This is a genomic window from Streptococcus infantis, assembly GCF_000960085.1.
GTDB classification, from domain to species: Bacteria; Bacillota; Bacilli; order Lactobacillales; family Streptococcaceae; genus Streptococcus; species Streptococcus infantis_C.
Map to the genome: position 1 here is coordinate 43,474 of NZ_JYGT01000002.1, position 21,620 is coordinate 65,093.

The 21,620-nt window shown below is 38.3% G+C and carries 21 protein-coding genes; 11 read left to right on the forward strand and 10 right to left on the reverse strand.

Features of this window, described 5'->3' with window-relative positions:
• Positions 1–43 precede the first annotated feature (43 nt).
• The 6 genes from TZ94_RS00280 to TZ94_RS00305 all read left to right on the forward strand — a co-directional run bounded on the left by TZ94_RS00280 (position 44) and on the right by TZ94_RS00305 (position 6,446).
• On the forward strand, positions 44–973 hold the full coding sequence (locus tag TZ94_RS00280) for an ABC transporter permease (RefSeq protein ID WP_045613125.1): 930 nt from the start codon (positions 44–46) through the stop codon (positions 971–973).
• Positions 974–986: 13 nt separating this feature from the next.
• The gene (locus tag TZ94_RS00285; RefSeq protein WP_045613126.1) at positions 987–1,907 is read left to right on the forward strand and encodes a carbohydrate ABC transporter permease; all 921 of its coding nucleotides are present in this window, start codon (positions 987–989) and stop codon (positions 1,905–1,907) included.
• Between the two features lie 104 nt (positions 1,908–2,011).
• The gene (locus tag TZ94_RS00290; protein WP_045613127.1) at positions 2,012–3,505 is read left to right on the forward strand and encodes an ABC transporter substrate-binding protein; all 1,494 of its coding nucleotides are present in this window, start codon (positions 2,012–2,014) and stop codon (positions 3,503–3,505) included.
• A 157-nt stretch (positions 3,506–3,662) separates the two neighbouring features.
• Complete coding sequence (locus TZ94_RS00295) at positions 3,663–4,352, forward strand: CPBP family intramembrane glutamic endopeptidase (protein ID WP_045613211.1); 690 nt, start codon at positions 3,663–3,665, stop codon at positions 4,350–4,352.
• A gap of 127 nt (positions 4,353–4,479) precedes the next feature.
• Positions 4,480–5,466, forward strand: a complete 987-nt coding sequence (locus TZ94_RS00300; RefSeq protein WP_045613128.1) for a rhodanese-related sulfurtransferase — start codon at positions 4,480–4,482, stop codon at positions 5,464–5,466.
• Positions 5,467–5,588: 122 nt separating this feature from the next.
• Positions 5,589–6,446 carry a DUF4299 family protein gene (locus TZ94_RS00305; RefSeq protein WP_045613213.1) on the forward strand — a complete coding sequence of 286 codons (858 nt, stop codon included), beginning with the start codon at positions 5,589–5,591 and terminating at the stop codon, positions 6,444–6,446.
• 156 nt (positions 6,447–6,602) lie between these two features.
• Here the strand turns inward: TZ94_RS00305 and TZ94_RS00310 are convergent, their stop codons facing one another.
• From TZ94_RS00310 to TZ94_RS00335, 6 genes are all read right to left on the reverse strand, one after another.
• A complete protein-coding gene (locus TZ94_RS00310) occupies positions 6,603–7,607 on the reverse strand; it encodes a DUF6574 domain-containing protein (RefSeq protein WP_045613129.1) in 1,005 nt (334 codons plus the stop codon).
• Between the two features lie 47 nt (positions 7,608–7,654).
• Positions 7,655–8,608, reverse strand: coding sequence for a DUF4097 family beta strand repeat-containing protein (locus TZ94_RS00315; protein WP_045613130.1), 954 nt, complete (start codon positions 8,606–8,608; stop codon positions 7,655–7,657).
• Positions 8,601–9,194 (reverse strand): DUF1700 domain-containing protein, encoded by a 594-nt coding sequence (locus TZ94_RS00320; RefSeq protein ID WP_045613133.1) that lies wholly within the window; start codon positions 9,192–9,194, stop codon positions 8,601–8,603. Before TZ94_RS00320 ends, TZ94_RS00315 begins: the two co-directional genes overlap by 8 nt.
• Positions 9,181–9,507, reverse strand: coding sequence for a PadR family transcriptional regulator (locus TZ94_RS00325; protein ID WP_006149048.1), 327 nt, complete (start codon positions 9,505–9,507; stop codon positions 9,181–9,183). Before TZ94_RS00325 ends, TZ94_RS00320 begins: the two co-directional genes overlap by 14 nt.
• Positions 9,508–9,715: 208 nt before the next feature.
• Positions 9,716–11,773 carry a retron Ec67 family RNA-directed DNA polymerase/endonuclease gene (locus tag TZ94_RS00330; protein ID WP_045613215.1) on the reverse strand — a complete coding sequence of 686 codons (2,058 nt, stop codon included), beginning with the start codon at positions 11,771–11,773 and terminating at the stop codon, positions 9,716–9,718.
• 376 nt (positions 11,774–12,149) lie between these two features.
• Positions 12,150–13,316: a CynX/NimT family MFS transporter gene (locus TZ94_RS00335; protein ID WP_045613135.1), complete on the reverse strand. Its 1,167-nt coding sequence runs from the start codon at positions 13,314–13,316 to the stop codon at positions 12,150–12,152.
• Between the two features lie 218 nt (positions 13,317–13,534).
• Here TZ94_RS00335 and TZ94_RS00340 point away from each other — a divergent pair, with 218 nt between their 5' ends.
• From TZ94_RS00340 to TZ94_RS00355, 4 genes are all read left to right on the forward strand, one after another.
• Positions 13,535–14,365, forward strand: a complete 831-nt coding sequence (locus TZ94_RS00340) for a glycosyltransferase (RefSeq protein ID WP_036756316.1) — start codon at positions 13,535–13,537, stop codon at positions 14,363–14,365.
• Positions 14,366–14,443: 78 nt separating this feature from the next.
• Positions 14,444–16,294: a polysaccharide biosynthesis protein gene (locus TZ94_RS00345; RefSeq protein WP_045613138.1), complete on the forward strand. Its 1,851-nt coding sequence runs from the start codon at positions 14,444–14,446 to the stop codon at positions 16,292–16,294.
• A gap of 157 nt (positions 16,295–16,451) precedes the next feature.
• Positions 16,452–16,877, forward strand: coding sequence for a DUF805 domain-containing protein (locus TZ94_RS00350; protein WP_045613140.1), 426 nt, complete (start codon positions 16,452–16,454; stop codon positions 16,875–16,877).
• A 151-nt stretch (positions 16,878–17,028) separates the two neighbouring features.
• Complete coding sequence (locus tag TZ94_RS00355) at positions 17,029–17,472, forward strand: DUF805 domain-containing protein (RefSeq protein WP_045613141.1); 444 nt, start codon at positions 17,029–17,031, stop codon at positions 17,470–17,472.
• A gap of 86 nt (positions 17,473–17,558) precedes the next feature.
• Here TZ94_RS00355 and TZ94_RS00360 read toward each other — a convergent pair whose 3' ends face one another.
• The 3 genes from TZ94_RS00360 to sdaAB are packed head-to-tail and all read right to left on the reverse strand — an operon-like array spanning position 17,559 to position 19,776.
• Positions 17,559–18,200, reverse strand: coding sequence for an HAD hydrolase-like protein (locus TZ94_RS00360; RefSeq protein WP_045613143.1), 642 nt, complete (start codon positions 18,198–18,200; stop codon positions 17,559–17,561).
• Positions 18,201–18,223: 23 nt separating this feature from the next.
• The gene (gene sdaAA / locus TZ94_RS00365) at positions 18,224–19,096 is read right to left on the reverse strand and encodes an L-serine ammonia-lyase, iron-sulfur-dependent, subunit alpha (protein WP_016466472.1); all 873 of its coding nucleotides are present in this window, start codon (positions 19,094–19,096) and stop codon (positions 18,224–18,226) included.
• Positions 19,097–19,104: 8 nt separating this feature from the next.
• Positions 19,105–19,776: an L-serine ammonia-lyase, iron-sulfur-dependent subunit beta gene (gene sdaAB / locus TZ94_RS00370; protein WP_006151069.1), complete on the reverse strand. Its 672-nt coding sequence runs from the start codon at positions 19,774–19,776 to the stop codon at positions 19,105–19,107.
• Between the two features lie 242 nt (positions 19,777–20,018).
• Between sdaAB and TZ94_RS00375 the strand changes: the two genes are divergently transcribed.
• Complete coding sequence (locus tag TZ94_RS00375; protein ID WP_045613147.1) at positions 20,019–20,663, forward strand: LysM peptidoglycan-binding domain-containing protein; 645 nt, start codon at positions 20,019–20,021, stop codon at positions 20,661–20,663.
• A gap of 158 nt (positions 20,664–20,821) precedes the next feature.
• Here TZ94_RS00375 and TZ94_RS00380 read toward each other — a convergent pair whose 3' ends face one another.
• On the reverse strand, positions 20,822–21,613 hold the full coding sequence (locus TZ94_RS00380) for a hypothetical protein (RefSeq protein WP_045613149.1): 792 nt from the start codon (positions 21,611–21,613) through the stop codon (positions 20,822–20,824).
• Positions 21,614–21,620: the final 7 nt, after the last annotated feature.

Genomic DNA, 21,620 nt, shown 5'->3' on the forward strand with positions numbered 1-21,620 from the left:
ATGTGAGATTATGAAGTTTTAGAAAATTAAAAGGGAGGAAATTATGAACAAGTTTTCAAAAACTTTAAGAGATAATTGGATTTTTCTCTTAATGGTTCTACCAGGGACACTATGGTTGATTTTATTCTTCTACATCCCAGTATTTGGAAATGTGGTTGCCTTCAAAGACTACCATATGACTGGTGAAGGATTCGTCCACAGTATTATAAATAGTAAATGGGTCGGACTAGATAACTTTAAATTCTTGTTTAGTTCCAAAGATGCCTTTGTCATCACTCGAAATACTGTACTTTACAATCTTGGATTTATCTTTATCGGTTTGGTTGTGTCAGTTGGTATTGCCATTATCCTTAGTGAACTTCGCTCTAAGCAAATGGTTAAAATCTACCAAACATCTATGTTGTTCCCTTACTTCCTATCTTGGGTTATCATCAGTTTCTTTACAGATGCTTTCCTAAATATCGATAAAGGGCTTATCAACCATACCTTAGAAGCTCTCGGAATGAAGGGTATCAACTTCTACGCTGATATCAGCATCTGGCCGTACCTCCTTCTCTTCTTAGGTATCTGGAAAGGCTTTGGATATAGTAGTGTGATGTACTATGCAACTATCATGGGTATTGACCCAACTTACTACGAAGCAGCGACAGTGGACGGTGCTAGCAAATGGCAACGTATCCGTAACGTAACCATCCCTCAGTTGACACCGCTTGTGACAGTATTGACCATCCTTGCAGTCGGAAACATCTTCCGCGCAGACTTCGGTCTTTTCTACCAAATCCCTCACAACGCTGGTCAGCTTTATAGTGTAACAAACGTATTGGACGTTTATGTCTTTAACGGATTGACCCAAACAGCAGATATCGGTATGGCATCAGCAGCCGGTCTCTATCAGTCAGTCGTCGGATTGATTCTCGTAATCCTATCAAACTTACTTGCAAGACGTGTTGATCCTAACTCAGCACTATTCTAGAAAGGAGGAGCATATGGCAAAAAAAATTCAAAAAGAAAAAATTGATAATGTTGGCATACACTCCTTCAGCAAAAAAGCAGATATCTTCTTTAGTATTATATCTGGTTTGCTGGCCTTCTCTTGTATCTTGCCTTTCATCTTTGTAATCATTATCTCAATTACAGATGAGAAGAGTATCGTTCAATATGGATATAGCTTCTTCCCATCACAATTTGGTTTAGATGGTTTTGAGTTCTTGGCTCAGTTCAAGGACAAGATTCTACAAGCGCTCTTTATCTCAGCCTTTGTGACAGTGGTTGGTACATTAACAAACGTATTCATCACCACAACCTACGCTTATGCCATCTCACGTTCAACGTTTAAGTATCGCAAATTCTTTACAGTTTTTGCTCTTCTTAGTATGTTGTTCAATGCTGGTTTGGTACCAGGCTATATCGTGGTGACTCAATTGCTTCACCTTGGTGATACTATTTGGGCCTTAATTGTTCCAATGCTTCTATCACCATTCAACATCATGTTGATGCGTTCCTTCTTTAAGAAGACTATCCCAGAAGCAATCCTCGAATCAGCTCGTATCGACGGGGCTAGTGAGGCTCGGATCTTCTTCCAAATCTGTTTACCACTTTCTCTTCCAGGAATTGCGACTATCACACTTTTGACAGCACTTGGATTCTGGAACGACTGGTTCAATGCCCTACTTTACATCAAGAGTGATAACTTGTATCCATTGCAATATTTGCTGATGCAAATTCAAAACAACATGGATTACATTGCTAAGTCAGTTGGTATGTCAGGACAACTTGCTGTTGCCTTACCAAAAGAAACAGGTCGTATGGCCATGGTCGTTGTTGCGACTGTTCCGATTGCGATTCTCTATCCATTCTTCCAACGCTACTTTGTAAAAGGTTTAACCATCGGTGGTGTTAAAGAATAAGAGACACTGAGAAACAAGTTTTCTCTACCCTATCTAACTTTTCTTGTGAAAAGTAGATCACTAAAATTGTTTTAAATTTAAAAATAAAAAAAGGAGTTTTTATCATGAAAAACTGGAAAAAATATGCTTTTACTTCAGCTAGCCTTCTAGCTTTGGCTGCTGGACTTGCAGCTTGTGGTAACCTTAAAGGAAACAACCAAAAAGCTGCTGAATCATCATCATCGTCATCAGGTGATAAGACTGTTATTAAAATGTACCAAATCGGTGACAAACCAGATAACTTGGATGAATTGCTAGAAAATGCAAACAAAATCATCGGAGAAAAAGTTGGTGCTAAATTGGATATCCAATACCTTGGTTGGGGTGACTACGGCAAGAAAATGTCAGTTATCACTTCATCAGGTGAAAACTATGATATCGCCTTTGCAGATAACTATGTCGTAAACGCTCAAAAAGGTGCTTATGCTGACTTGACAGAATTGTACAAGAAAGAAGGAGCTGACCTTTACAAAGCACTTGACCCAGCTTACATCAAAGGTAACACTATAAACGGTAAGATTTATTCTGTTCCAGTTGCAGCCAACGTTGCATCTTCACAAAACTTTGCTTTCAACGGCCCACTTCTTGAAAAATATGGAATCGATATCTCAGGTGTAACTTCATACGAAACACTTGAACCAGTATTGAAACAAATCAAAGAAAAAGCTCCAGATGTAATGCCATTCGCTGTTGGTAAAAACTTTATCCCATCAGAAAACTTTGACTACCCAGTTGCAAATGGTCTTCCATTCGTCATCGACCTTGAAGGCGACACTACTAAGATCGTAAACCGTTACGAAGTTCCTCGTTTCGTTGAACACTTGAAGACTATGCACAAATACTATGAAGCAGGATACATTCCAAAAGACGTAGCAACAAGCGAAACTTCATATGACCTTACTCAAGATACTTGGTTTGTTCGCGAAGAAACAGTAGGACCAGCTGACTACGGTAGCAGCTTGCTTTCTCGTGTTGCTAACAGAGATATCCAAATCAAACCATTTACTAACTTCATCAAGAAAAACCAAACAACTCAAGTTGCTAACTTTGTAATCTCAAACAACTCTAAGAACAAAGAAAAAGCAATGGAAGTGTTGAACCTCTTGAACACTAACCCAGAACTCTTGAACGGACTTGTTTATGGACCAGAAGGCAAGAACTGGGAAAAAGTTGCAGGTAAAGAAAACCGTGTTAAAGTCCTTGATGGATACAAAGGAAACACTCATATGTCAGGATGGAACACTGGTAACAACTGGATTCTTTACATCAACGAAAACGTTACAGATGAACAAATTGCACAATCTAAGAAAGATTTGGAAACTGCAAAAGAATCTCCAGCGCTTGGATTCATCTTCAACACTGACAACGTGAAATCTGAAATCTCAGCTATCACTAACACTATGCAACAATTCGATACAGCTATCAACACTGGTACTGTAGACCCAGAAAAAGCTATTCCAGAATTGATGGAAAAACTTAAATCTGAAGGTGCTTATCAAAAAGTATTGGATGAAATGCAAAAACAATACGACGAATTCTTGAAAAGCAAAAAATCATAAGAATAATTGATTTCGTGTATTCATTCCTAAAAATTGCAATCACTGCCTTGTCTAGAGTCTTCTAGATAAGGTGGTGATTCTTTTTTCAATATTTGCATATAATTATCTGCATTTTGTTCAGAGTTTTGCTCTTACATTTAAAATAGGTTACAGACATATGAAAAAATACCATCCTCTTTTCAAAATCAGTGCAATCTTATCCTACTTATTTTTCGTATATGGACTTTCTCAGCTAACACTTATAATCCAAAGCTATTGGCAATTTTCTTCTCAAATTGGCAATTTTTTCTGGATTCGAAATCTTGTCAGTCTAGTCTTCATCGGACTGATGGTATGGATATTAGTCAAGACAGGTCATGGATATCTTTTTGTTATTCCTAAGAAAAAATGGCTGTGGTATACAGTGCTGACAATTCTCGTAGCTGTGCTTCATATAACGTTTAATTTCCAAACGGCTAGACATGTTCAGTCTACCTATGAAGGTTGGGCTGTGTTGATTGGTTATAGTGAGACAAATTTTGCCGAGTTGGGACTCTACCTATCCTTATTTTTTCTAGGGCCTCTGATGGAAGAGTTGATTTATAGAGGATTGCTCCAACATGCCTTCTTTAAAGATTCGAAATTTGGGCTTGATCTGATTCTTCCTTCGGTTTTATTTGCTCTTCCTCACTTTACAAGCTTTCCCAGTGTACTAGATATTCTTGTTTTTGCGACATTTGGAATCTTTTATGCGGGTCTAACTCGCTATACCAAGAGTATCTATCCCGGTTATATCGTTCATGTTATCAATAATATTGTGGCTACCTTGCCATTTTTGATAACTTTTCTTCATCGAATATTCAGCTAAACAAGACCTGTTTTCAGGCCTTGTTTTCATTTTTCGGTCAAATAAATTGCATTCGCTTTCTTGGGGGAGTATACTGGTGTAGTTGAATAAAAAATTCTGATAATTTAATCTTAGAAAAGAGAATCTTATGGCAAAACCTATTCGTGTTTTACTTTACTATAAATATGTTCCTATCGAAAACGCAGAACAATTTGCGGCTGACCACTTGGCTTTCTGTAAATCAATCGGCCTGAAAGGTCGTATCCTAGTCGCTGACGAAGGAATTAACGGAACCGTTTCTGGTGATTACGAAACAACGCAAAAATACATGGACTACGTTCACAGCCTTCCGGGTATGGAAGACCTCTGGTTCAAGATTGATGAGGAAGAAGAACAAGCTTTCAAGAAGATGTTTGTTCGCTACAAAAAGGAAATCGTCCACCTTGGTTTAGAAGATGAAAACTTTGACGAAGATATTGATCCCCTTGAAACAACAGGTGCTTACTTGTCTCCAAAAGAATTCAAAGAAGCTCTTCTAGACGAAGATACAGTTGTCCTTGATACTCGTAACGACTACGAGTATGACCTAGGTCATTTTCGTGGTGCTATCCGCCCAGACATCCGCAATTTCCGCGAGTTGCCACAATGGGTTCGTGATAACAAGGAAAAATTTATGGACAAGCGTGTTGTCGTCTACTGTACTGGTGGAGTCCGTTGTGAGAAATTCTCTGGTTGGATGGTTCGTGAAGGCTACAAAGATGTTGGCCAATTGCATGGAGGAATCGCCACTTACGGAAAAGACCCAGAAGTTCAAGGTGAACTTTGGGATGGGAAAATGTACGTCTTTGATGAGCGTATTGCAGTCGATGTCAACCATGTCAACCCAACAATCGTCGGAAAAGATTGGTTTGATGGAACACCATGTGAACGTTATATCAACTGTGGAAATCCATTCTGTAACCGTCGTATCTTGGCATCAGAAGACAACGAAGATAAATATCTCCGTGGTTGTTCGCACGAGTGCCGTGTCCACCCACGCAATCGCTATGTTTTAGAGCATGAATTGACACAAGATCAAGTCATCGAGCGTTTAGCAGCGATTGGTGAGAACTTGGATCATTCTGAAGTTGTATAAAAGTAGGACAGTCCTGACGGGCTGTTTTTCTATGCTTTTGACCAAAAAATCTTAAATTTGTTTCTGCATCTTTCAGGAAAATGGTGTATACTATATGTAAACGATTTCAAAGGAGACTATTTATAGTGAAAACATTTTTTATTCCAAATAAACAAAGTATTTTAGGACAACAGGAGATTCTTACAGCTAAGTCAGTCTTGGCCCTAGTAGATGGCTTAGAGTCACATAGTTATGATGCAGTCTATCTCCGTCAACCCCTCAATCGCCTTGAGTATATCGAGTGTGGAATCGTAGGCAAGTCTCAATTTCTCTTTAAAGTTCGTTATGTAGATTCTCAAAAAGGCTATCAAGTAATCATTCCTGATTTGATTACAAGAGCTGACTGGGAGATTGTAGAAGCTCTCTTACAAGCCTTGTCTAGCAAGGTTGGTGAAGCAGTTGAAGGATTGTCAGACTTTGATTTGGAAAACTATTTCCAAGAAACTATTAAAAACTATCTAGCTGATAAGGATGCTCATTTGGCCTTCTGCCAAGGAATTCTTTCAACTATTTACTTTGATAAGAAGGACTTAGAAAGCTTTTTGGAAGAAGATGGAGTGGCACGTTTTGAAGCATTAGTCAAAAAGGTTCAAGAGTCAGATGCCTACCCTGCAAGTGCGAAATTTTATCCAGATGGTGAGGGTAAGATCCACGGCATCTATCACTTGGCTCAGGGGGTTAAGACTATTTTGCCAAAAGGTCCTGTTGTTCCTGTGCCTTACGTTGAGCAATTGGTAGGCAAGGAACTTGTTTGGGAGATTGATTTGGTAAAAATCTCTGGGGATGGCTCAAAACCAGAAGATTATGAAGCAGTAGCTAGACTGGATTACCAAGCCTTTTTAGGAGCTTTGCCAAAAGAACTTTATCAGGACTTAGATGCTAACCAAGTAGAAGTAGGTCCTGTTTCAGGAGAGGATTTTGAAGCCTTAGTAAATAGATAAAAAAGAAATTTGGAGTAAAAGTCCAAATATAAGTTAAAAAGCGAACAAGATTAGTTTTCTGATTATCAGAATTCTGTCTTGTTCGCTTTTTTGTTTCTAAAATTTTATAGTAATGATCTTCTAAAGCTAATATCTTTCTTTCTCGCTGCCTTTATCTTACATAAAAGCTAGGATTCGTAGATATTCAAAAACTAGAGTCATTTCTGCTAGGAAGAAGAGAAATAGGATACCACCGTTAACTAGAAATGCCAAGAGAAGGCGATAGAAGGGATCAGTTTGGCTATCTTTACTTGGTCTGGAGATGATATAGAGGTTGGCAAGAAGTACCAGACCAATGCTAATGAGGCAGAGAAGAGCCGCAAAGCGTAGACTATTAAAGAAGGCAAAGAAACTGGCAATACCTGTGAGCAGGAGAGGAAGGGCGAAGAGTCTGCTGTACTCTTGCAAGGCTTTTTCCAGCGTCCAGTCATTGTCCTGATTGACAAAACGTTTAACTACAAATCCACCCATAAGGATAGAAAAGAAGAATAAACTTGTCGCTACCAAGATGGAGAAGATAGAAAAGAGATTCAGTGAAGGGAACTGCTCGCTGACATGAGAGTTGATAGCCGCCATATGGCCGTAGTAGTTATGCTTGATATGATAAATCGCACAGAAGAAACTAAGAGCAGAAAAGATAGTCAGCAGGGTAAAGGCATTATAACTATGTTTTTTATCTGTATCAATGCTTGCTGTTGGCTCTTTAAGAGCACCTTGTAACCAGACCCAAAAATCAGCCAATTCTTCTTTGAAGATTGCAGTTTTTGTAGGGACAGGATCTGGAACAAATGGACTTTCCAAAGATTTGCTAGGCTGAGGTGCTTCCTTAACTGGTTTTTCTGCTTGGTCTGTCTTTGTTGCCAGTTCTTCATGTTCTTCAGTCTCTACAGGTTCTTCTGACTTGTCTGTATTTGCTACGATTTCTTCGTGTTCGCCATTCTCTACTTTTTCTAGGTCAGCTTCTTGTTCTTCAGGATTGGCTTGAAGGCTTTCTTCAACCACTGGCAACTCTTCTTTTTCTTTTAACTCTTCTTGGGGAATGACTGAGTCAGATGGGTTATCTTTTTTCTCATTGTTGGCTGTTTTCTCGAAATCAGCACTTTCGAACCATTCTTGAGTCATGATGAGACCTCCTTTTTATTTCTTGTTTGAGTAGTAATGATTAACTATTATTCATAATTTCTCGCATTGGGTGAGCGATCCGGTTCGTCTGGAATGTTGATATCTTGACCTGCCTTTGCGACGAGGAGATCTTGCGTATCTTTTTTCTCTACGTTGTAAGGATTGGAGAATTCTTCGTCCTTATTTTCATGATTTCCCTGGACAGGATGAACTCCTTCTCGAGTTCGATGATAAATAGCGCCGTGTTCAGATGAGAGGTTAAGATTGATTCTCTCAAGTTCTTTTTTGGATAACTGGATGACCATATCTTTTTTTGCCTTTAGCTCTACCTTACCGTGCACTTGGATATCGTCTGTAGTGATATGTTCATGGTCTGCTTGGATGCGACTATCTGTTAGACTTGTTCCAAATACATTGACAATTCCAGTTGTGGTCAGCTGGCTATTTTTGATTTCGCTATTAGTGATACGAAGAAGAAAGCCATTTGACAGAATCTTGGCATTGCTGAGTTTTACATCGGCAATCGAAAGGACACCATGATTAACCTGCGCTGTTAGGTTTTTTAATTCTCTTCCTTTCGGTAGTGATAGAACGACTTCATCATTACGTCTAGAGACTCCGCTTGCGATAAATAGGATTCCCTCGATACTAGAACCCACAGAACGACGTGTAGTTGACTTGGTGTCTGAAATCTCAAGAGTTTTTTCTTTGAGAGAATGTTGAAGATTTTCTTTTTCAGAGAAGGTTGGATGATACTGGATGTGGATCTTGTCATCGCTAGATTCTCTAATGACTAACGAATGTTCTGTCAGTGACATGTTAAGATTTTCAATATCTTGATCAAAAACGAGCTCTTCCATTCGGCTCTCAAAGACTGGTTTTTGTGACATTGCAAGGAGGTTTCTGACACCATCGGTTTGGATGCCGATGATCATCATGGCAAAACCGATGATACTAGTAACAACACCAAAGATAAGAAATCCTTTTGTTAATTTACGCATGACTTTCACCTCTCTTTCCTCTATTAAGAATCCACTGAATAAGTCGAAGGATTAGTATTCCAAAGAAACGGGTCACATAGGAAGTCGCCAGCAGAACTAAAGATGAAGCTCCAATAGCTAGCAAACCTCCACCAAAAATCAGCATAAAAGCAGATGTCGATTCAGCCAGAACGTAGAAGCTTTCAAATAGGAGAACGCCTCCTAGGATTAGTCCAGCTGCTGATACAGCAAAGAAGGCTAAAAGTACACTAACCGCAGCGATAAAAATCCCGATGATAGCCATGAGGATGCCGATACCGACTGGAATCCCAATAGGTGCAACCAGAAGTGCGAGGATTGCGATTTGTAAAACCTGACGGTTGTTCTTATTGGAATTTTCTTCGTTGATTTTTTTATCAAGAAGTGTAGTCAGGATGTCATGGGCAGCCTCTTTAGGACTTCCCAGACTAGTCATTAGCTCTTCCTCACCTTCTGGACCAGCATCATCAAAGAGTTCTTTGAAGTAGTCCATGGCTTCGATGCGATCAGATTGAGGAAGCTTCATCAGATAGGCTTCAAGCTGATTCAAATATTCAGTTCTTGTCATGGCGAATGCTCCCTTCTATGATGCCGTTGATAGTGTCAGTGTAGAGTGTCCACTCTTCCCTGAGTACAAATAGTTGCTCCTCCCCAATCTCTGTTAAGGAGTAGTATTTCCGCATCCGACCTTGGTATTCGCGAGAGTATGTAGTCAGATAGCGGTTGGTATCCAGTTTTTTCAAGATGGGGTAGAGGGTAGATTCCTTGATTTTGGCAATGAGTTTAATGGTTTGACTAATTTCATAACCATAGGAATCCCCTTGTTCTAGGATGGCCAAGATGAGAAATTCAATCAAGGCCGCTGATGTTGGAAAATACATGGGGCACCTCCTTTTTTAGTATGTAAAAATTTTATATATAATTATTCTACACATACATCATACATCTATTTGTAAGCCCTGTCAAGTAATATGTGTAAAATTTTTATATATAAAAAACTCCTAGTGAAAACTAGAAGATTGGAGGATGCCTTGTATAAATTTGATATTTGATAGAAGTCAATATTTTAAAAATAAGCAAGAATCATGATTAATAATTTAGGATATTATCTCTTATGCCGTCTAGTAATGGAATAAACTCAGTAAAATCGAATTTCTTATAATTCTTTAGAACATACTTTGAAAAAATATCTTTTCCATAATGATTAGCACCACCACCTTTGGAGAATGTCTTCCCTTTTAAAATAGGTGATGGATTACGAGATAATAGTAGATATTCAATATCAGAGGAATTTCCATTATTTCTAGTAGATAATAATGGCGTTGCCATTATATACAAATTATTTTTCTTAGTAATCCTATTAAATGATGTACCTCTAACTTGACCAAGATTATTGCTACTAACGTTTAAATCTGTAGCATAATTAAAAAATTTAAAAAGAGGATTACCTGATGGCTCATTGTCAAATAAAAAAATCGTTGGATTCTTAGGACTTTTTTTTGTTAGCTTTTCAAAATAATCGATATAATTCAAATATAGTACCTTTTCATTATCACTCATTTGTACCCCCTCTTTGTCAGAAAAATAATTATACCAATATTTAAATCCTTCTCCCCCTTCAGGAACATTAAAAAGATACTCTATCGTATTAGTATGATTTAGAAATTCAATTTTAAATACAAAATTATTTCCTACTTTTTGAATAAGTTCTGGATATTTTTTATAAAGTTTTTTTAAAGCTGCTTTAATATATCGTGGATCGGTCTTCCCCTCCGTTACAATTATAGGTTTGTCATTTTCGAAAAAATATTTATAAAATAGAAATTTCTTGTACTCTTTTTCTCTAGAGTTAAATAGAGACATGTACATTTTCTTTTCTTCCTTACCTATACTGTAAAATTCTTTAGGTAAATTATAAGTATTATGTTTTTTATTATAGAATAATTCTTTTCGTAAATCTTTGTTATAAAAGATATACTTCCAATAATATTTCGATTCAGATTTTTTTGATGAGTTTCTGCCTAATAAATATTTTTGTGAATCCAGATTATTTTGTATCAGGGACTTTTTATAAAGTAAGTAGTTGTTGTATTGATCTATTTGGAAAATAAAAGCAAAGCGTCCTGTTAGTTGATTGATCGTTCCTGGTTTCTTATCTATTTCAAAAGCTTCATCTTTGTATAATTGAAAGGCCATTGCGCGAGTATTTTTTATGTACTCTCTTTTTACATTTATCTTTTTGTTGACAACCAGTCCAGTAACTTCTTGACGTTGCATGTTATTACTCAATCGTGTTTTGTTAGGATTAATTTCAAAACCAGATGAGATGATTACCTCCTCTAATTCAGTTAAAAAGTTATCTAATTCTTTGCTTGCTCTCAGTTTATTAGAGTTTAGTTCACGATTTGTCGAAAAAGTCATATCATCGGCATATCTAGAATATGTAAAACGATATTTTTTAGCAATTTTGACAATCCGATAATCTAAAATTCTAGTAATTAAATTTGTGATGATTGGAGATGACGGGGATCCTTGTGGAAGCTTACCTTGATAACACGCAATTTGTGCGATTACAGTAGCAATTTCTGGTGAAACAGCGAAATCTCTATCTTTTATAAAGAAGCCTCTTACTCTCCCAAAATTAAAAGAATCAAAAAAGTCCTTCAGATCAATGTTAAGGATATATTTCTTGTTTCGATGCATTTGAGAGTTGGTTATAATGCTTTTACCCTTTTCAAATGCATGAGACAGTACAGGATTTTTTTCTTTAGGTCTGAATTCCAAAACTTTCAGAAAACACTCCCATAAAACATTGGCTAAATTATTCTCTATATAATTAAAATTTAAACATTTAAGGTAGCATTCCCATAAGATAGCAGCCAATCTTTTCTGAAGAGTTTTTTTAGATTCTATGCTTTCAAGGTGACACTCCCATAAAACATCAGCTAATTTTTTCTGAAGAAATTTTAGCTCCTTTTTAGGTGCATGTATAACTCTCTCTCCACCATTTTTTTTAGGTATTGTGAAAGAGTCATACAAATTATCTGTCTTTATAATGTATAATAAATAGTTAATGTATCTGGCGTTTTTAAAACCAAGAAGCCTTGCAAAGTCATCCTTGGTTTCTAATCGATTTAATTTAGTCATTATCTTATCCTTAATAAAAAAGCGCATGAAAACTCTTATGCGAACGACAGTATAGAAATCTTCCTTTAGCAGAGATAAAACATACTGCAACTTTTTCCAGAAGAAGCCTATTTGCCTTAGTTTTGGGATTACTGGAGTGAGCTGAACACTCTGGTAACATTTTTGTTAATACTTGCGAACACACAAGTCAAAAATCTGATCATGCGCAACTTTATTTTAACATAAAATAATCTATTAATCTACTACAGATTTTTTTATAGATAAATATAGACATTTTGCAAATACTGTTTATCTGATTTCGGAAAGATTATTTTACAAAAAGCCAGACAGATGTCTGGCTTTGTATTGTTTATAGCGGTGATGGATTTTTGAAAAACTAAAGAATCTTATCCGAACTATCCACCATAAAGAGAGCGATTGTCATGATGATATCAATCATTAAAAGAGTCAGTACGGCTGGGATCCAAGAATGGAAGATGTCAAAGCTGTAACCAAAGAGAGTTGGACCGACAGCTGCCAAAATGTAGCCTCCGGTCTGGGCAAGTCCAGACAATTGGGCTGTCTTTTCAGGCGAGCTAGTTTTGATGGAGAAGCAAACCATGAGATAAGGGAAAAGAGCGCTACAGGCAGTACCAATCAAGAGATGCGCTACTAACCAGTAGAGGAAGCTGTTGCTCGGGTATAAGAGCATGGCAATTCCAAGCAATCCGGCGATAGAGATGACTGTTAGCATGATTTGACGGTGACGATTGGACAAACGAGTCGTTAAACTTGGAATAGTCATCGAGAAGGGGATACTAGTCAGAGAAAAGATCGAAGCTAAAAGACCGGCATCTGTGTGAGATAAGCCAGCACTGATTGCCATGGTAGGTAACCAGGTCATACTGGTATAGAAGAGTAAGGACTGAAGTCCACCGAATACAATAATAGCCCAAACTTCCTTGTTTTTTAAGATATTCTCTTTTTTTTGTTTTTTCTCACTTCCTTTTAGAAAATGATTGTGACGATGATTGGGGAACCAGACAACTAAAGTTAGTAAGCAGACCAAGGATAAACAGAGAATCAAGCCTTTCCAGGATGTTGCCTGAGTAATGGGGACTGAGAGATAGGAAGCAAGAGCCGTTGTAATCCCCATAGAGGTCACATAGATGGTTGTCAGAAAGCCAATCTTTTGTGGGTGATTGGCCTGAATGGCGCTAGGAAGGAGCACGTTAAAGATTGCAATACTTGCTCCGATGAGTAAAGTCCCTAGATAGAGTAGAGGAAGATTAAAGATACGAATCACTGAACCGATGGTCAATACGATAAGACTATAGGTGAAAAGATGCTCGAGTCCAATTTTTTGAGCTAAACGAGTTGCAAAAGAGGAGAAGAGGGCAAACATCAAGAGAGGGAGACTGGTCAAAACACCAAGTGAACTAACTTCCACGCCTAAACCTTGGGCAATATCTCCCAAAACAGTTGGTAAAGCTGTGAAAGGAGCTCTTAAGACCGCTCCAATTAAGATAATTCCTAGAATAAAAAAGAGTGATCGTTTTTTCATGTGAACCTCAATAAGCTGATTTTGATAACAGCTTATTTTAATTTTTTTTCCTAAAGATGTCAAGTTGACCTGACGTGATTCGCTACGTAGCCGATAGAAATCATAGAAAATAAGGACAATATATTTACTAGTTTTTTTCTGGGATTCAAATAAAAATAGGAAAGTCTGAAAAATTGTGATAAAATAGTGAAAGAAAATCTATACATTGGAGAACTACTGTGTCTGAAAATCGTAAATTTAGCGTCCTGATGTCAGTCTATGTTAAAGAAAATCCAGCCTTTCTGGAAGAGGCAGTAGAGAGTATCATACATCAAACGCTCAAACCTAGCGAAGTGGTCATCGTCGAAGATGGTCCGCTGACACCTGAACTGTATCAAGTTTTGGAGAAATTGGAAGCACAGTCAAGTATTCCAATCAAACGTTGCCCACTTGAGCAAAATCGTGGCTTAGGTTTAGCGCTTCAGTACGGTGTCTTACAGTGCCAATATGACGTCATTGCTCGTATGGATACAGATGATATTGCTGTTGAAGACCGTTTCGAACAACAGTTCGAATTGATGGAAAAAGAAAACTTGGACCTGCTAGGTGGTCATATCGCAGAGTTTATCGACCAACCTGACGAGATTGTGTCTTACCGTCGTGTACCGACTAAGCATGAGGATATCATTGCCTACCAACGTATGAGAAGTGCCTTTAATCATATGACGGTTATGTTCAAAAAAGAAATGGTGCTCAAGGCTGGTAACTATGAGGATGGCCTTTATATGGAAGATGATCTTCTCTGGCTCAATATGATTAGTGCAGGAGCTCGAACTGGAAATGTGGATCAAATTCTATGTAAGGTGCGCGTGGGAGCTGGGATGTTTGAACGACGTGGAGGTCTTCGCTATCTTAAACTCTATCGCCAAGCACGAAAGAGAATGCACGCTCGTGGACAGATTTCTTATGGCGAATATCTGAAAAGTGTTTTAATCCAAGTTGTCGTTGCCCTATGTCCAGGATTTGTGCGACAGTTTATATTTTTGAAACTTCTAAGAAAAAGCAAGTAATGTCTAGCTGATAGGATTTTAAAACTATATCTTATCACTGCTAGTAAATGTGATTCTGTGTAGGAGGATACCATTCACATGAATAAAAAAATTACAGATTACGTAATTGATCTGGTTGAAGTATTAAATAAACAACAGAAACAAATATTTTGGGGATTTTTTGATATTGCCAGTATGGTCTTATCAATTATTGTTTCCTATATTCTATTTTATGGCTTGATTAATCCAGCCCCGGTAGACTATGTCATTTACACAGGTCTAACCTTCCTTTTCTACCAACTGATGATTGGATTCTGGGGGCTTAATGCTAGTATTAGTCGATATAGCAAAATAACAGATTTCATGAAGATTTTCTTCGGAGTGACTATCAGTAGTATCTTATCTTATGTGATCTGCTATGCTTTCTTGCCGCTCTTTTCTATCCGCTTTATCGTACTCTTTATCCTATTAACAACTTTCTTGATTCTACTTCCTCGTATCACTTGGCAGTTGATTTACTCAAGACGTAAAAAGGGAAATGGAGCTGGAGAACACCGTCGCACCTTCTTGATTGGTGCTGGTGATGGTGGCGCGCTCTTTATGAACAGCTACCAACATCCTACTAGTGACCTTGAACTAGTTGGGATTTTGGATAATGATGAAAAGAAAAAAGGACAAAAACTTGGGAAAATCCCAGTTTTGGGGTCTTATGATGATCTACCAGAATTGGCTAAACGCTACAGAGTTGAAAAAGTTATCGTTGCGATTCCGTCTCTAGATCCATCTGAATATGAACGAATCCTGCAAATGTGTAACGGTATCGGTGTAAAATGCTTCAAAATGCCGATGATTGAGTCAGTTGTGCAAGGTATCCAGCCTCAAGTAGGTGGTTTCCAGAAAATTGATATCACGGACCTGTTGGGACGTAAAGAGATTCAGCTTGATGAATCACGTCTGGGTTCTGAAATCACTGGCAAAACAATCTTGGTAACTGGAGCCGGAGGTTCAATTGGTTCAGAAATCTGCCGTCAAGTTAGTCGATTCAACCCTGAACGTGTCATTTTGCTCGGTCATGGAGAAAACTCTATTTATCTGATTTACCATGAATTGATTCGCAAGTTCCAGGAAATTGATTTTGTTCCTGTCATTGCTGATATTCAAGATTACGATCGTTTGCTTCAAGTTTTTGAACAGTACGAACCAGCGATTGTTTACCATGCTGCAGCCCATAAACATGTTCCAATGATGGAGCGCAATCCAAAAGAAGCCTTCAAGAATAATATCCTTGGAACCTATAATGTTGCTAGAGCAGTTGACGCTGCTAGAGTACCAAAAATGGTTATGATTTCGACAGATAAGGCCGTTAATCCACCAAACGTAATGGGAGCAACTAAACGTGTAGCTGAGTTAATTGTGACTGGCTTTAACCAACGTAGCCAATCAACCTACTGTGCGGTTCGTTTTGGAAATGTTCTCGGTAGTCGTGGTAGTGTGATTCCTGTCTTTGAACGTCAGATTGCTGAAGGCGGACCTGTTACGGTGACAGACTTCCGAATGACTCGTTACTTTATGACCATTCCAGAAGCTAGTCGTTTGGTGATTCATGCGGGAGCTTATGCCAAGGATGGGGAAGTCTTTATCCTTGATATGGGTAAACCTGTACGTATTTACGATTTGGCTAAGAAAATGGTTCTACTCAGTGGGCATACTGAAAATGAGATCCCAATCGTAGAAGTAGGTATTCGTCCAGGTGAAAAACTATATGAAGAGTTACTTGTATCTACGGAGTTAGTTGAAAACCAAGTTATGGACAAGATTTTTGTTGGTAAAGTAAATGTGATGCCTCTTGAAATGATCAATCAGAAGATTGAAGAGTTCCGTACTATGCAGGGTTCTGAATTGAAGAGAGCAATCATAGCTTTTGCTAATGAAACAACACATGCTGAATAAAAAAAGATGAGATATTATCTGCAACTTCTGTTTATGAGAAAGAGCGGATAGTATCTTTTTTCTAGATTTCGAGAGACTTTCAGAGTTTTTTGAACAAACTTGTTATTATTGAACAGATATGGTAAACTATAGTAAATAAAAAATTAGGGAGTAACTTATGATTAACGCTTATAAAAATTTCTTTAAAGGCTATGTAGATTTTGCAGGTCGTTCAACACGTTCCGACTATTGGTGGGTTTGGCTAGGAAACATGATCCTCCTTGTCCCTTTTTACTCAGTATATTTTAAGGCACTCGCAAATCCAAGAAATGAGGCGGCTCTTATGGCCTTGGGTGGAATTGCTATTATCTATATGATCTTCGGTATAGCACTTTTCTTACCTGGACTTGCATTGACAGTTCGTCGACTACGTGATGCTGGTTTCCACTGGGCTCTAATCTTTATCATTTTTATTCCCATGGTTGGACCTCTTGCTTTTTTAGTTTTGTTAGCTATGCCAACGAAACAAGTAGAAGTAGTGACCATCAATGAAACTGAAGAAGTTGTAGAAGTTTCACCATTAGAAGAATCAGACAAAAACTAAGAAGTTTAGGTTTTGCAAGTGAAACTGTTTTAGAGTTTTCTTTATATTGTTAAGCAAATATCTAACACTCCCATATCTAAAAATAGATTTGGGAGTGTTCTATAACTGAATAGTTAGTTATATTGATGAAAATAAAAGTCGGGAGTATCTCATGATTAACGCGTATAAGAATTTTTTTAAGAATTATGCAGAGTTCACTGGACGATCAACGCGACCAGATTACTGGTGGGTTTGGCTAGGAAACTTTATCCTTTCTATTCCTTTCTGGATTATCTATTTCTACACTGTATTTCTTAGTGCCGTGATGGATTCGATAGACGATTCAGTGAGCGAAGCGACTTTTATGGTGTTTGGCTTAGTTGTTATTATTTATGCAGTTTTCTACCTAGCAATCTTAGTGCCAACACTAGCTTTGTCGGTTCGCCGTTTGCGTGATGCTGGATTCCACTGGGCCTTTATCTTCCTTCACTTTGTTCCAATGGTCGGACGTTTTGCTCTATTAGTTCTGCTAGCTATGCCAAGTAAGGAAGTAGAAATAGTAACAACCAATAGGCCTAAAGAAGTTGAAAGCGAAGAAGTTTCCCCTTTTGAATAATTGGACGAATATGGGGAATGTCATTCTCCTCATTATGATCAGACAAAAAGCTCCCAAACCTAACTTTTAGGCTGGGAGTCTTTTGTTTAACGTTTTAATTGTAGATGCTGTAAAATGTCTGTTGGGTGGTGAGCAATCCAGTCAGGATGATAGGTCATGAGCTCCGTTTCATCGCCGAATCCCCAAGTCACCGCTAGTTTTTTAATACCAGTTTCTTGGGCGCCAATCATATCAAACTTGGTATCTCCAACAATAACCACTTTTTCTGGCTCCAAGTTATGAGTTGCCAAAGCTTGACGGATGACATCCGCCTTGTGAAGTGCTTGAGGGCTTGAACCATAGATACCGTCAAAGAAATGATTGATTTCAAAGTTGCTTGTCATATGGACTGCTGTTGGAGTGTTTTTGGTTGTTGTGATATAGAGAGGATATTGTTGAGCTAGTTCAGTTAGCAGGCTTTTGATTTGTGGAAAGAGCTGGGCTTCGTAAACTCCCTTTTCCTTATAGTAGGAACGATAAAGCTGGATAGCTGTTTCAACTTGATCTGCTGGGAGGCAACTAGCGAAACTTGTTTCTAATGGTGGTCCCATAAAGCTACGGATGGTTTTTGCATCTGGACTATAGACTCCCAGTTGTTCGAAAGTATAGGTGAACCCATTGTGAATACCGATTGAACTATCTACAAGGGTTCCATCTAGATCGAAAAAGATGGCTGATAGAGATGACATTGATTCTCCTCATAATGATGAAATTATTCACCAAAGATTTCTTTTTGAAGGCGACGACCTGTCGGTGTGGCAGCAAGGCCTCCCTCGGCAGTTTCACGAAAGGCGGTTGGAAGACTAGAGCCCACTTGGTACATGGCATCAATGACTTCATCAACTGGGATTTTTGATTCGATACCAGCTAAGGCCATATCGGCTGCGATAAAGGCGAAGCTTGCTCCCATGGCGTTACGCTTAACGCATGGAACTTCAACCAAACCTGCAACGGGATCGCAGATAAGACCAAGCATATTTTTGATAACGAAGGCGATGGCCTGGCTCGCTTGATAAGGCGTTCCGCCAGCAGCTAGGGTTAGGGCAGCAGCGCTCATGGCTGAAGCTGAACCAACTTCGGCTTGACAGCCACCTTCGGCACCTGAGATAGAAGCATTGTTCGCAATGACAAGACCAAAAGCACCCGCAGCAAATAAGAAATCTAGTTGTTGTTCATGAGTTAGACCCAACTTTTGAATAGCAGCTGTGAGGACAGCGGGAAGACAACCGGCACTACCAGCAGTAGGAGTTGCACAGACCAATCCCATCTTGGCATTGTGTTCATTAACGGCGATAGCGTTACGGGCCGCAGACAAGACAGTGAAGTCAGACAGCGTCTTTCCTTTTTTGATGTAGTGGTCAAGCTTGGCAGCATCACCACCTGTCAAACCGCTACGAGATTTCTTTTCACTAAGGCCAAGTTCAACAGAAGCTTTCATGACTTCAAGATTACGTTCCATGAGTAGGAGAACTTCTTCGCGTTCACGACCGGTTAGCTCAAACTCAGTCGTAATCATGAGTTCAGCAACATTTCCTTGAAAATCAAGTTCGGCTTGTTCGACTAATTCTTTGATAGAGTAAAACATATTTTCTCCTATTGAAAGAAGTTGACATTGTGCAAATGAGGAATTTTACGAATTTCTTCGATAGATTCTTCACAGTTACGACTATCAACTTCGATAATCATGATGGCTTTTTCACCAGCTTTTTCTCGAGTTACATTCATTTGAGCGATGTTAATATCAAAGCGCGATAAGGCCTCTGTCACATGAGCAATCATACCAGGGACATCCTGATGAACGATGATAATGGTAGGGGTGTTCATGTTGAGAGATACGGCAAAGCCATTTAGTTCTGTCACCTGGATGTTACCACCACCGATTGAGATTCCTGTTACACTGATAGTCTTACGATCGTTCTTCACAGTGATTTTTGTGGTGTTTGGGTGGGGAGCATTACTATCTTTTTGGATGGTCCATACGATTTTAATGCCACGCTTATGAGCAATTTCTAAACTATTTGGAATTTCTGGATCATCTGTATCCATGCCCAAAATCCCAGCGACTAGGGCAAGGTCTGTCCCGTGTCCACGATAGGTTTTTGCAAAAGAATTAAAAAGCTGGAACTCGACCTCAGTTGGTGTATCATCAAAAATTGATGAAACAATTTTCCCAATTCGAACAGCTCCTGCCGTGTGACTACTAGATGGTCCAATCATAACTGGTCCGATAATATCAAAGACAGATTGAAAACGAAGTGATTGCATCTGTTTCCCCTTAAAAAGATTCTTACTTCTATTATAGCAAAGTTTAGATGTAAGTGCTTATTTCCGTTCCAAAATCTCTAAAAACACCAAAAACCCTTTAATAACAAGGCTTTTGTAACAAAAAAAGCTGTTTTTAAGTAAATAAATCACAGTTCTGTAACATTTCTACACAAAATCGTTAACAAATAGTAACAATAGAAGGGTATCATGGTAGTATAAGAAAGAAGGAGAAACTTTTTTAAATGAAATCAAACATTAAAACTAAATTTGCGGGATTAGCAGTAGTACTTGCTTTCCTAGCACCATCATTAACTTTTGCACAAGAATCAAAAACTTACACAGTCAAAGCTGGAGATACTCTCTCAGAAATTGCTGAAACTTACAACACAACAGTTGATAAATTGGCTAAATTGAACAACATTAAAAACGTTGACCTCATCTATGTTGACCAAGTTTTAGTTATTGAAGGAGAAGCTCCAGTTGTAGCGGCGACTCCTGCAACGACAACTCCTGCACCATCTGCAAATACTGAAGCTCCGGTTTCAACACCAGCCCCAGCGACTGCAGAAGAAACTCCAGTTGTAGAAGAAACTTCTGCTCCAGCAACTGCAACACCAGCACCAGTAGCAGAAGAGAGCACAACACCAGCTGCGACTGTAAGCGGATCTGAAGCAGAAGCGAAAGAATGGATTGCTCAAAAAGAATCAGGTGGTAGCTACACAGCTACAAACGGACGCTACATCGGACGTTACCAATTGACAGATTCATACTTGAACGGTGACTATTCAGCAGAAAACCAAGAACGTGTAGCAGATGCTTACGTTTCAGGACGTTACGGTTCATGGACAGCTGCTAAGAACTTCTGGCTTAACAACGGTTGGTACTAAGAAATAAAAAAAGAGTCTTGAAAGGCTCTTTTTTTATTTTTATTTAATGAGAGATACTTTTTAAAGATTAGTGATGGCAGATTCATTAATACTAATGATGTTTACGGAATTTTTCACTCGAATTAGTAAGATGAACGGTTTGTTTCGTGAACTTCAGTCTAATCACTGTGGTTATTAGACTCTGCTTGAGAACCGGAAGAATTAGAAGGTTGACCTTGTGTATCAACACTATGATTTCCTTCACTGCCAGCGCTATCAGACGAATATTGCTCAGCTGCAGGTGCTTGAGAATTATTTATACTTCCATATGATTCAGTATAGGTTGGAGTGTAGCTGCTATCATCCGAATAGTAGACTTCAGTCCTCTGAACGCTACTAGTTGTTTCTGTTTGGTTAGATTTTTGTTCTTCTTTTTTTGTCAAGAATTCAACTTGTTTTTGGAATTTAGAGATCAGTTCTTGAATTGGTTTTATCTTTTCTTCAAGAACAGCTTGGTCGATGGCAGAATTAATGTTTTTAATGATGTCTATTATTTTTTGCAAGGAAGTAATGGTTGTTTCGAGTGTTTGTTTATCTTGAAACTGACTATCAGAATCCTTTATATATAATTTTAAAGCTTTTTCAGTATAATGCTTTGTGACTTTATCGGCAGTAGAAGTGAGAAAGTCTGTTAGTGTCTTTTTACCAGCATCAGTGGTTGGTTTCAATTCCTGAATCTTTTTCCAATCATCTATTATGCTTTCAGAATCGATGTTGAAGTCTTTAATAGCCTTTTTTACATATTCAACATCTTGTTGATTTTTTTGTTGTTTGATGAGAGCAACGTTTCCTCTCTCTGCTTGAACATGTTCTTGATGGAGGACTAAGGCTGTTAAAAGTCCAATACCTGCAATAAGTGTAATAATAAAAATAGTATTTTTTGATTTTAGAATATCTTTGTAGTTGTTCACAATAGTT

Coding starts and splice junctions, on each gene's coding strand:
- TZ94_RS00280 (WP_045613125.1), top strand. CDS start 44: ATGAACAAGTTTTCAAAAACTTTAAGAGATAATTGGATTTTTCTCTTA.
- TZ94_RS00285 (WP_045613126.1), top strand. CDS start 987: ATGGCAAAAAAAATTCAAAAAGAAAAAATTGATAATGTTGGCATACAC.
- TZ94_RS00290 (WP_045613127.1), top strand. CDS start 2,012: ATGAAAAACTGGAAAAAATATGCTTTTACTTCAGCTAGCCTTCTAGCT.
- TZ94_RS00295 (WP_045613211.1), top strand. CDS start 3,663: ATGAAAAAATACCATCCTCTTTTCAAAATCAGTGCAATCTTATCCTAC.
- TZ94_RS00300 (WP_045613128.1), top strand. CDS start 4,480: ATGGCAAAACCTATTCGTGTTTTACTTTACTATAAATATGTTCCTATC.
- TZ94_RS00310 (WP_045613129.1), bottom strand. CDS start 7,607: ATGACTCAAGAATGGTTCGAAAGTGCTGATTTCGAGAAAACAGCCAAC.
- TZ94_RS00315 (WP_045613130.1), bottom strand. CDS start 8,608: ATGCGTAAATTAACAAAAGGATTTCTTATCTTTGGTGTTGTTACTAGT.
- TZ94_RS00320 (WP_045613133.1), bottom strand. CDS start 9,194: ATGACAAGAACTGAATATTTGAATCAGCTTGAAGCCTATCTGATGAAG.
- TZ94_RS00325 (WP_006149048.1), bottom strand. CDS start 9,507: ATGTATTTTCCAACATCAGCGGCCTTGATTGAATTTCTCATCTTGGCC.
- TZ94_RS00330 (WP_045613215.1), bottom strand. CDS start 11,773: ATGACTAAATTAAATCGATTAGAAACCAAGGATGACTTTGCAAGGCTT.
- TZ94_RS00335 (WP_045613135.1), bottom strand. CDS start 13,316: ATGAAAAAACGATCACTCTTTTTTATTCTAGGAATTATCTTAATTGGA.
- TZ94_RS00345 (WP_045613138.1), top strand. CDS start 14,444: ATGAATAAAAAAATTACAGATTACGTAATTGATCTGGTTGAAGTATTA.
- TZ94_RS00350 (WP_045613140.1), top strand. CDS start 16,452: ATGATTAACGCTTATAAAAATTTCTTTAAAGGCTATGTAGATTTTGCA.
- TZ94_RS00355 (WP_045613141.1), top strand. CDS start 17,029: ATGATTAACGCGTATAAGAATTTTTTTAAGAATTATGCAGAGTTCACT.
- TZ94_RS00360 (WP_045613143.1), bottom strand. CDS start 18,200: ATGTCATCTCTATCAGCCATCTTTTTCGATCTAGATGGAACCCTTGTA.
- sdaAA (WP_016466472.1), bottom strand. CDS start 19,096: ATGTTTTACTCTATCAAAGAATTAGTCGAACAAGCCGAACTTGATTTT.
- sdaAB (WP_006151069.1), bottom strand. CDS start 19,776: ATGCAATCACTTCGTTTTCAATCTGTCTTTGATATTATCGGACCAGTT.
- TZ94_RS00375 (WP_045613147.1), top strand. CDS start 20,019: ATGAAATCAAACATTAAAACTAAATTTGCGGGATTAGCAGTAGTACTT.